Annotated in this window: 10 protein-coding genes; 3 read left to right on the top strand and 7 right to left on the bottom strand. The window is 35.9% G+C overall.

The window, feature by feature from the left end:
* Positions 1–214 precede the first annotated feature (214 nt).
* The 3 genes from OL225_RS20595 to OL225_RS20585 form a co-directional block, all read right to left on the bottom strand.
* The gene (locus OL225_RS20595; RefSeq protein ID WP_047377899.1) at positions 215–1990 is read right to left on the bottom strand and encodes a hypothetical protein; all 1776 of its coding nucleotides are present in this window, start codon (positions 1988–1990) and stop codon (positions 215–217) included.
* A gap of 295 nt (positions 1991–2285) precedes the next feature.
* Positions 2286–2852 carry a hypothetical protein gene (locus OL225_RS20590; protein ID WP_264519432.1) on the bottom strand — a complete coding sequence of 189 codons (567 nt, stop codon included), beginning with the start codon at positions 2850–2852 and terminating at the stop codon, positions 2286–2288.
* A gap of 175 nt (positions 2853–3027) precedes the next feature.
* Entirely contained in the window at positions 3028–3666 is a 639-nt protein-coding gene (locus OL225_RS20585; protein ID WP_264519431.1) for a 4'-phosphopantetheinyl transferase family protein, read from the bottom strand.
* Between the two features lie 237 nt (positions 3667–3903).
* On the opposite strand from OL225_RS20585, the gene OL225_RS20580 reads away from it, so the two are divergent.
* On the top strand, positions 3904–4407 hold the full coding sequence (locus OL225_RS20580; protein WP_047377901.1) for a superoxide dismutase family protein: 504 nt from the start codon (positions 3904–3906) through the stop codon (positions 4405–4407).
* A gap of 52 nt (positions 4408–4459) precedes the next feature.
* Here OL225_RS20580 and OL225_RS20575 read toward each other — a convergent pair whose 3' ends face one another.
* A complete protein-coding gene (locus OL225_RS20575) occupies positions 4460–6589 on the bottom strand; it encodes a carboxy terminal-processing peptidase (RefSeq protein ID WP_047377902.1) in 2130 nt (709 codons plus the stop codon).
* Between the two features lie 343 nt (positions 6590–6932).
* Between OL225_RS20575 and OL225_RS20570 the strand changes: the two genes are divergently transcribed.
* Together OL225_RS20570 and surE are read left to right on the top strand one after the other, a co-directional pair.
* A complete protein-coding gene (locus OL225_RS20570; protein ID WP_047377903.1) occupies positions 6933–7103 on the top strand; it encodes a lmo0937 family membrane protein in 171 nt (56 codons plus the stop codon).
* 403 nt (positions 7104–7506) lie between these two features.
* On the top strand, positions 7507–8295 hold the full coding sequence (gene surE / locus OL225_RS20565; RefSeq protein WP_047377904.1) for a 5'/3'-nucleotidase SurE: 789 nt from the start codon (positions 7507–7509) through the stop codon (positions 8293–8295).
* Between the two features lie 57 nt (positions 8296–8352).
* Here surE and OL225_RS20560 read toward each other — a convergent pair whose 3' ends face one another.
* From OL225_RS20560 to OL225_RS20550, 3 genes are read right to left on the bottom strand one after another with little or no spacing between them, the layout of a single operon-like run.
* Positions 8353–9756, bottom strand: a complete 1404-nt coding sequence (locus OL225_RS20560; protein WP_264519430.1) for a radical SAM protein — start codon at positions 9754–9756, stop codon at positions 8353–8355.
* Positions 9757–9766: 10 nt separating this feature from the next.
* Positions 9767–10003: a hypothetical protein gene (locus tag OL225_RS20555; protein WP_047377907.1), complete on the bottom strand. Its 237-nt coding sequence runs from the start codon at positions 10001–10003 to the stop codon at positions 9767–9769.
* Positions 10000–10743, bottom strand: coding sequence for a prolipoprotein diacylglyceryl transferase (locus tag OL225_RS20550; RefSeq protein ID WP_264519429.1), 744 nt, complete (start codon positions 10741–10743; stop codon positions 10000–10002). The genes OL225_RS20555 and OL225_RS20550 overlap by 4 nt, the downstream gene beginning before the upstream one ends.
* Positions 10744–10768: the final 25 nt, after the last annotated feature.

The following is a 10768-nucleotide window of genomic DNA, read 5'->3' as shown; positions in this document are numbered from 1 at the left end:
GTTTACTGAGATTCTCTTATTTAAGTAAAAGAACATTAAGCTTTGTTTAGTTTAAATGTGTGTTTATCATGATTTTAATCAGAATATAGTATTGAATACATAATATGGTCTGACAGAGGGAGTTTATTTTTATTAATGGTATTAGATTCAGTAATTACTGATAGCCACCAACAATGTTGGCGGCCATCAAATAATCATTTATTTTAAATTTTACTTATTCTTTGATACAACGAACTGAGCTTCCCTGTGCTGTTCCTGAGCTTGAAACACCATGTTCTCCAAATTCGGAAATCTGGAAAATATCACCGGACTGGCCGGACGCTCCACTTCCCCAATAGAAGCCACTGCTTCCTGAATAAGATGATGATATCGTTCCGAATGAAGCATCACGTTTTCCTGCCGCAGGAAAAGCCAGTTTGCTGGAAGCTGCCGCATTAATTCCACCACCTAATCCTAAAGGTTTAACTGCTGCTATATAATTAGTTAGCTGAGCTGCTGAAGGAACTTTAAATCCTTTAGGACAAGGATTATTCGGAGCAGATCCATTCTGCCACAATGTACCATCTGCTGTTACTCTCCAGCCTCCACCTGTTCCAATAAACCTGGTATCTGTTGGATTATCGGTTGCTGTTGGATTAACTGTTGGATTAACAGGTGTTCCTGCATTATTTGCAGTCCAAATCATTAACTCATGCCCATCTGGCTTTCTTCCCCATTGGAACATTGATCCATAAGCTCTAAAATCTTTAGGGCCGGTTGCCTGCTGAGCAATACTGAAGTTTGAACTGTTAGTATTGGCATAATCTGCTCCCAGGTTATTATTTAACCATGTGTAGCCATCTTCAGCCTGAACAGGAAGATAAAGGAAATTATGTCTGTTATTGGATCCTCCTGCGTCAGTCATACCAAACATTTTATCAGGAATACCCGGCAAAATACGAACATCATAATTTTTTGAAGCTCCGGTATTATTAGAAGGGAACTGGAACCTTGCCATTAATACTCCAAGATAATCATTTCCTATTCCTGCATTAATATCCAGTTTTTTGGCATTCAAAGTTCCCCCTATAGCTGTAAGCTTTGCTTTTATTGATTTAGTATTAGAATCATAAGTCTGTGCTGCCCATGAAAGTGTAAGTTGTCTGGAAATTCCATCTTCCGTAAGATTAGCAGGAACCGTTGTTGTTGAACTCCACGCGCTAAGAGAACCAGTTCCTGTAGTGGTAACAGGAATAAAAATGTCCAGTCCTGACGTAGGAATGAAACCTTGATAATCTGCCAGTTTATCCAGAACACCATCTGCCGCTACAGGTCTGGCAGTTGTAGCAGGTCCTGTAGGCTCTGTATAAGGAGCATAATCATTATCATATACCGAACCTATAAAATATATTCCTTCTTGGACAGTAATTGTAGGAGGAATTACCGGAGTTCCGTTATTGACCGGAAGAGAAATTGCAGAACAAGTACTTCCATTTACAGTAATATTAAATACTGCAGGACTTGCACTCACCGGAGTTCCTAATACATTAAACTGTAAAGTGCCATTTCCCATCACAAAATTACCCGGAGCTAATGTAGCAGTTAATCCATTGGCCTGATAAACTTGTGAAGTATAAGCACTTCCGTCACCTCCTGTATAAGGAATTGTTAATGTCCCTGTATATGGTTGATTCTGAGTTGCGGAAGCAGGATTAAATACCGCAGATGAACATACTAATGTAAAAGAAGAGCTTTCTTTCCAGAAACATTGTGACCAGGCACCTCCCTGAAAAGCTTTTACACATTGCTCTGATACATCATAGATTAGCATTCCGTTTACCGGATTATTAATAGCCCCTGTATTGGGAACTCTGTTTAATAATAAACTCTTATTCTTAGATCCCAGTTCGAGATCTGCACTTAAATTAGGATTAGGTTGATTAATCCCTACCTGAGCAAAGGAAAAAATACTAATACTAAGATAGATAGGTAATAATAACTTTTTTTTCATTTTAAATTTTTGTTGTGTTTAATAAAATTTGTCTATATAAATATTCTTTATTGAAGTTGTAATAAAAATAAAGAACAGCAAATTCCAGTAAGCAGATTCAAAAAGTGTCTGTATAGTTGCAAGATAAAATAGAGAAACCTTGTATAAATTAGAGTATTGGTGGTTTTTATAACCGTTTAATTTATAATTGATAAACAAAACTGTTATGAATTCCAATTACCATAGAATACACAGAAATTACTTAAGAAATACGCTGCAATGGTTTGAAACTGGTCATCTGGAAATACCTAATATATTATTTTGAAGTAACAGAACAAGAAGTTCCTGCAGCAGTTACATTAAATGTAATATTGCCGGTCCGGTCCGGAGTTCCTGTAATATGGTATAGTAAACTTCCGCTTCCCATGGCAAATCTTCCAGTGGGTAAAGCAGCGCTCAGTCCATTGGCCTTAATAGATTGTGCCTCATAAGTTTCTCCGTTCCCACCTGTGTAGGGAATCGTCAGTGTACCATTGAAAGCTTGTCCGGCAACCGGACTTGGAGAAATAGTAGCGGAGGTACAAGATAAAGAAACAAGGCTATTAAGAGCTTTTTTTCCATTTAACCCTTTACCCAGGCATTTGGACCATTTGCCTGCCTGATATGCTTTTACACATTCTTCGGACAAATCATAGATCATCATACCATTAACCGGATTTGCAACTGAACTGGTGTTGGGAACTCTGTTTAAAAGTAGTGTTTTATTGCTTGATCCAAGTTCAAGATCAGCGCTGGCATTGGGGTTGTCTTTTTTAATGCCCACCTGTGCAAAAGAAAGCACACTGAAACCGCATGTAATCAGCAGAAATACATTTTTTTTCATTTTTGTCTTTGTGTGTTTAAAATAATTTTTTTTCTGCGGGTAAAGATATATGTTAATTTTGGATTCACCAAAGAAAAATTCACAAAAAAAACAACATTAATCACCACATAATGATTTTATTAGGTTAAAAAAATACTGTAATACAGGCACATATAGTAAAAAAAATTTAATCCCTTTAAATTTCGAGATATTCAATAAAAGGCACTACATTATTTATTTTGATGTCATTTGAAGCAATACAACTACAGTAATTTTTATCAATAAAAATATCTTTTGTAAAGAATTTTTCACCGTTAATGAGAGCTTCATTATTTGAGACTTCAAAGGAATCTAAAGGGATCATCATTCCATCACCATGTGCTTTTATAACGGCCTCTTTTGCAGTCCAATAGGCAAAAAAACTCTTGATCCTGTCTTCCGCCTCATTAATTTTTTCAAACTCATCAGTGGTCATCTGAAATTCAAAATCAAGGTAGTTTATAGAAGTATCGAAAAACTCAACATCAATTCCCACAGGAAATTCAGCAATGATACAGGCAACAAGATCTTTGGAATGAGAAATGTTAAAGTATACAGGATTCCCTTTTAAATAAGGTTTATTATTGGAATTAACCATAATTTCTGCATCAGAAATATCATAATAGGTTCTCAAACCCTGCAGTAACAAAATCTTTCCAAGCAAAGAAAGCTGTGCATCCTGCCATCTTCTGTATCTCAGAATATCTCTTTTAATATCCTCAGAAAAAACAGGCAGATACCGGTCAATGAGAGACTGGTGCTTTTCTTCGCTGATGAATGTATATAGAATAATCATTTTCTATTTCTTCTTTTAATGCGTGAGAGTAATAATTACTTTCACGTTAAAAATAAGTTTTTTTCCCTTTTTAAAGCAATTACCCTTTCCCGTTCAAAAATTGCAGAATCTGAGGCCGAAACTTATGGAATTTCGGCTTTACTGCTCAGCATGTTTTTGAAAAAAGACTGGAATCATAAAGCGCTTTGAAAAATCTTTCATAATTTAGGGGTAAAATCACTATAAATCATTTAAAAAATGAAAGTACAAACATTAGCATTATTGGCAGGGTGTGCATTTTTAGCCGCTTCATGCGGAACTACAAAAATGTATTCTGTAAACGCCAAAAGCGGAACACAAACAGGAGGAACAGCGAAGTTTACCCAAAATGGAAATGAGGTAACTATGAAGCTGGATATCACCAATCTTACTCCTGGAATCCATGCAGTACACATTCATGAAAAAGGAGACTGCTCTGCAGCAGACGGAACTTCTACCGGAGGCCACTGGAATCCTTCCAAGAATGATCATGGTAAATGGGGTGCTGAACATTTCCATATGGGAGATATAGGAAACCTGGTTGCTGATGAGAGCGGAACTGCAACATTGACCTTCAAGACAGACAAATGGTGTCTGGGCTGTACAGATGAGTCTAAAAACATCATCGGAAAAGGTCTTATTGTACATGCTGCTGCAGATGATTTCCATACTCAGCCAACCGGAAATGCAGGAGGAAGAGTGGGATGTGTAGAAATTAAATAATCCCGTTACTCAATAAAAAAACCGCTAATTTTTATTAGCGGTTTTTTTATGTTTAGGATTTAGCTCCCATATCTGATACAATATTCATTGCTTCCTGCAGGTAAAGATCTTTTTTCAGATTCTTGATCCACATTTCAGATTTTTTCTTGAAAGCTTCATCTTTTTTCTCTCTTTCAACTTCACTTGGATACATGATGAACTGAAGTCCGTTCTCAAATTTAGTTAAAGCCTTGAACTTTTCAATCTGAGACTTTCTGTTCTTCATCAGTTCATTGAACTTAGTGATATTCAAAGTAATATTTTCTTCCTTGTCCAGTTTTTCTCTCCACTGAGCAGACTCTAATAACAACTGATAATTGCTGTTTTTAGCCATTCTGTCTGCACTTGCTTTTTCCAGCGCCTGAATGTTGAAATAGTTCAGTTTCTGGAATTTTGTAGGTGGAATTTTATCCCATGCCAAAGCATAGTCATCATATCGCTCTCCTACTTCAGCATAGGTAAAGAAGTCTTTCATCTGGATATCAGAAACAATTCCTTTTCTCTGTGTAGATTCTCCGGTAATTCTGTAGAACTTCTGGATAGTCAGTTTTAAAGATCCGAAATCATCCTCCGTGTTCAGGAATCTGTTCAGATCAACAAAAGTCTGCACGGTTCCTTTTCCGAAAGACTGAGGAGATCCGATAATCATTGCTCTTCCATTATCCTGCATTACGCCTGCAAGGATTTCTGAAGCTGAAGCAGAAAGCTCGTTTTGCATAATCACCAATGGACCTGTCCAGATAGGAGTTTCATTTTTATTTTTAAGAGTCTGAATTTTCCCGTTTCCGTCTTTCACCTGAACGTAAGGACCTGCTTCCATGAAAAGCCCCATAATATCACCTACTTCAGTTAAAGAACCCCCTCCATTATTTCTAAGGTCAAGAATAATTCCCTGAATATTTTGTTCTTTCAGCTTAATGATCTCATTCTTAATATCATCCGAAGCATTTCTTCCTTTTGCATTTTCAAAATCAGCATTAAAGCTTGGAAGGTTGATGAAACCATATTTCTTTCCATTTGGAGTGTTTACTACAATACTTCTTGCGAAAGTATCTTCAATAGCTACTTCTTCACGGATCATTGTTACATCCTTGATCGTTCCGTCCTTTTTCTGAACCGTCAGTGTTACCGGAGTTCCTTTCTCACCTCTGATCAATCGTACTGCTTCATCAGAAAGCATTCCTACCACATTTACAGCATCTTCTTTCGGTTTAGATCTTACTTTCAGGATTTTATCACCTTCTGAAAGCTGTTTAGATTTCCACGCCGGTGCACCAATGGTAAGAGCTCCCAGATAAAGATTTCCTTTTTTCTCCTGGATCAAAGCACCAATACCGATCACTTTTCCTGTAAACTGAGTATCAAAATCTTCTTTATCTTTTGGTGAATAATAATTGGTATGCGGATCGAATACTTCTGTGTAAGCGTTCATATACACGGTAAACCAATCCATTTTCTTTCTCTTTTTGAATCGGGTAAAGGTATCTTTTACAAGATCTTTTACTTCATCAGTCGCTTTTTTGATTTTTTCGTCCTGAGTAAGAGGCTTAAACTTGATCGTATCTTTCAGCTTATACTTCTGAACAGAATCTTTCTTTTCTTTCTGAGCCTCTTCTTTACTGTTCATCGACTCTACTTCCTGTAGGATGTTGTACTTGATGAATTTTTTCCACTCATTATACTGTTCCTGCTTATTGGCTGGTACCTTTTTGAGTTTCGGCTCAAGGGTAAGCGTTTCATCTTCCTGAAGATTGATTGGCTTACTGAAAATATCCTGTGTTATTTTATCAATCTCATCCACTCTCTGGTATAGTCTGTCAATCGTAAGCTTATAGAATGTAAGATCACCCTGGCTGATATAGTCATCAAGCTTTGTTTCATGCTTGTTGAATTCATCCATGTCAGATTGCAGAAAATATCTTTTCGCTGGATCTACCAATTCGAAATAATGCTTATAAACGTCCTTCGAATAGGCATCATTGATAGATTTGGGGCTATAATGCAGATAAGAAAGTGTGTTTTTTACGCTCACCATTATCGTCTGCATCTTTTCATCGTCATTCTTTGGCGAGTTGAAACAAAACATCAGACTGGTTAATGGAATAAGAAGTAAAAATTTATTCAGTTTGAAATTTTTCCACATAAACTGTCTTTATTTATTAATTTTTTTAAAATAAGTATAATAATTAGTAGCAGTAAGTTTGGTACTGTTACAAATGATCAAATTTAATACCTTATTTGCAATTATCAGAAAGTTTTGAACATTTTTATTAAATAGATTCGCAAATAATAATAACAGTGTTAGCCATTTCCTATTATCAGGCAGTTTAGTTCCAAAATGCAATAATTATCATTCTGTTTTCAAGGAAGATTCCCAATTTTATTTCTCACTGAAAACTAAAAACAGATACCACAAAAATGAATTTCAAAGCATAAAGGCACAAAATATGCTGATATTTAACCAGATAACTTTAAAATGTAACGTCATGAGAAGTTTATTATGGTTAATTGCAGTCATCTGCATCGTTGTTTGGCTTTTAGGAATGTTAGGAATAGTTCCGGGCATCAGCACGGGTTATTTGATTCACGTTCTACTGGTCATTGCCATTATTGTTATTCTTTATAACATCATTACAGGCAGAAAACCTCTTGATTAGTTTATTATTTTGTACAACCACTTAAATTAAACAACCATCAGGCTTAGCAGGTGCTTTTAAGCTAAACGGTATCAGATTCTGTTTGAAAAAGCATCTGTAAAGTACTGAGGTTATTAATGAAACAGAAATTGCTATTTGGGGAACCTGAAATTAAATCAATGCATTAATTTTTCTTAATTCCTAATTTATTTTCTAAACTTTAATTCTCCTTTTTCCATTCCCACAGCCCCATTTTATAATAAAAACAAGGCAGCCTCTATTCTGAATCCGGAAAAATTAATAATAAAACAGCTGTTTTATTACGTCTTATTTTTACCTACATTTGATGTGTTGAAAATCTATTTGTTCAATTCTAACATGAACAAATTCACCCTATTTGAATAAAAAATATTAAAGATAATTTATGGAAAGACCGCTTATTCTGGTTACTAATGATGATGGAATTACAGCTCCTGGTATCAGAAATCTTATCAGTTTTATGAATGAAATCGGAGAAGTAGTTGTTGTAGCACCCAACTCTCCTCAAAGTGGAAAAGGCCACGCTATTACCATTAATTCTACCCTAAGCTACGAAGAAGTTACCCTGGAAGGTCCGCAGATTGATTTTTCATGCAGCGGAACCCCTGTAGACTGTGTAAAAATGGCTCTTGATAAAATTCTGAAAAGAAGACCTGATATTGTAGTTTCTGGAATCAACCACGGAGCCAACTCTTCTATTAATGTGATCTATTCGGGAACGATGTCAGCTGCTGTAGAAGCGGGGGTAGAAGGAATTCCTGCAATTGGATTCTCATTACTGGATTTCAGTTGGGAAGCTGATTTTACGCAGGCTAAAGAATTTATTCAGAATATCGTAAGAAGAACCCTGGAAAACCCAATGCCAAAAGGTATTGTACTGAATGTGAATATTCCTAAACTTCCGGCTGAAGAAATAAAAGGAGTAAAAGTATGTAAACAGGCTCACGCAAAATGGGAAGAAAGCTTTGATGAAAGAATAAACCCACATGGTAAAAAATATTACTGGCTAACTGGTTATTTTAACAATATGGATGATTCTGAAGATGCTGATGAAACAGCTTTGGCTAACGGATATATTTCCATTGTTCCGGTAAAGTTTGACCTTACGGCATACGAATACATGAAAACATTAGAAGAGGTGATGACCTTTGAAAATGTGAAAGAAGAAAAATAAATATCAGAAATTAAAAGTAAAAAAAGCGTGAAATTTGATTTCACGCTTTTTTATGTATTAAAATAATACTTTATCTTCTTTTCTAAGTTCTTCGAGGTAAGCCTTTTTTTCATCCCTATAGAAAAGGTTCATGGTTTCAAAAGGAATTAACTTCAAGTCTTTATTCACAATATGCACACAGGACTTTTTTACTGCCCGTACATCAAAATCATGAGCATCCATAAAGTTCATAATAATAATTCTAAACAGGTTATCATAATCAAGATCCGGGGCACAAACTTCCGGAAGACAGCATAGTAACTGATTTACTTTGGGCTGTACCTTATCTACAGAAATCCCGGTACTGAATATATCCAGCAGCTGCATATGCAGTCCTTTATCCTGTTCGTAAACGATGGTATTTCTTGATTCATTATTCAGAAGATCTGCAGGATTTATATACCTGGTCAAAGGAATCGTTTCGTCCTGAAGTTTTAAAACATATCCCATAGCCAGGGAATCCGGGTTACATGGAACCGGGATAATATCATCAGAGTTTAGTAAAGGAAACTGATTGATTATTTCCTGTCTCACCTCAGTTAAAGTAATCTTTTCATGAGCAGAATCTTCCCGGTTTCTTCCCGCAATTTCAACAGGCTGGAACGTGATTCCCCTCACACATTTCTGTTTCAGGGCAAATTCTATAATTTTTCCAATTTCATCAATATTTTTGCCTTTTTGAAGGACAATAACTAATGTAGTGGAAAGATTAAGCTCATTGAGTTTTTCCAACGCTTTCATTCTTACAGCAGTAAGATCCTTTCCCCTAAAGTCTTCCAGTACCTCCGGTTTAAATGAATCAAACTGAAGGTATATTTCAAACTCAGGAGCATAGGTCGCCAACTGTTCAGCAAATCCCGGATCATTGGCTATTCTGACTCCATTGGTATTCAGCATGAGATGTTTAATCGGTTTCGACTTTGCAATATCCATAATTTTGAAAAACTCCGGATGAATCGTAGGTTCTCCCCCACTGATCTGAACTACATCCGGCTCACCTTCATTCTTTACAATAACATCAAACATGGCTTCAATTTCTTCCAGACTTCTATGACTTCCATAATGCGGAGAAGACATCGCATAACAGGTAGGACAAGTCAAATTACAACGATCTGTAACTTCTACGATAGAAAGACAACTATGCTGCTCATGGTCTACACAAAGCCCGCAATCATAGGGACATCCATATTCTACATCAGTTCCGAAATGAAGAGGCATTTCTGAGGCTTTATTATAGTTTCTTATGTTTTTATAATAAGGTACATCAGAAGCTATTTTTGTTTTAAAAAAACCATGATCGGGACATCTTTTGGTCATAAAAACAGCTTCATCCTCAATAATAATCTTAGCACCGACTCTTTTAAGACATTCCGGACAAAGACTGATTGTATAATCGTAATAGGTGTAATTTCTTACTGGCATAGCAAAAAGTTTAAATTCCTCCTCCGCAAATATAACCACTGATCAATCCACAGACCAGAAGGCAGATAAGCATTGTTTGGATAAATTGTTTTTTAGTGAATTTTCTGTCTCCCTTCCTTTCATATATCATTTTTGTGATAACAGTAACGATAAGGGAAAAAACCACGGCTACCAAAATAATCACTCCAATAATCATTATGACTACACCCGCCAGATTTCCTACTTCCAAAATAGTTAAGGTTTTCATTTTAAATATAAAGTTTTGGTGTTTACAGTATAAATATAGTAAATAATAACACAGATACAGACAATTTGAATCATCCCAAGGTTTCCTACGATCTCAACTCTTGGTTTTATAAAATCTAAAAAGAATCTGAAAGTAAAATAGCTGAGCATAAACAATTGAAAAATAAAACCGGAAGGATACTTTTTAAGATTTTGAATATATTTTAATCCTATCCAAAGAAAAATTAAAAAGGCTATTTCATACAAAGCAACGGGATGTCTGAGATATTGGTCGCCAAGATGCATTCCAAAAACAGAATCAGTAGGAATGCCATACGTTTCTTCATCAATTCCTGTAAGGAAACACCCTATCCTGCCTATAATAATGGCAAACATCAAAGGAAAGACAATAAGATCTCCAGTACTTTCTTTATGATGTACAATCTTCTTGGCAAGCTCCACACCGAGTAAGCCAAAGGCCAGACCTCCGACAATGGTATTATTTGACCAAAATTTTTTAATACTAAAATTCTCAAATAGCGTATAAGGACTTTCCAGATTGCCAATCAGCTTGGACCCTATCAAAGCGCCGGCAGTAGCTCCTATCAAAACGGCAGCAGAGGTATTGAAAGAAAGCTTTTCTTTGGACTTGCGTTTCAGATAAAAATAATATCTCATCCCCAAAAACATTCCGCCAGCCTCAAAAAGAGGATGTGCAAGGATTGTTTTACCGAAAATATGAAAAGTTACAGGAAAATCCATTATTTCAAAAATACACTATTTCATA

Origin of the sequence: Chryseobacterium viscerum (assembly GCF_025949665.1) — a bacterium.
Taxonomy (GTDB): Bacteria; Bacteroidota; Bacteroidia; order Flavobacteriales; family Weeksellaceae; genus Chryseobacterium; species Chryseobacterium viscerum_A.
Note: the sequence above shows the minus strand (reverse complement) of the source record. Positions and strands in the feature narration are given on the sequence as shown.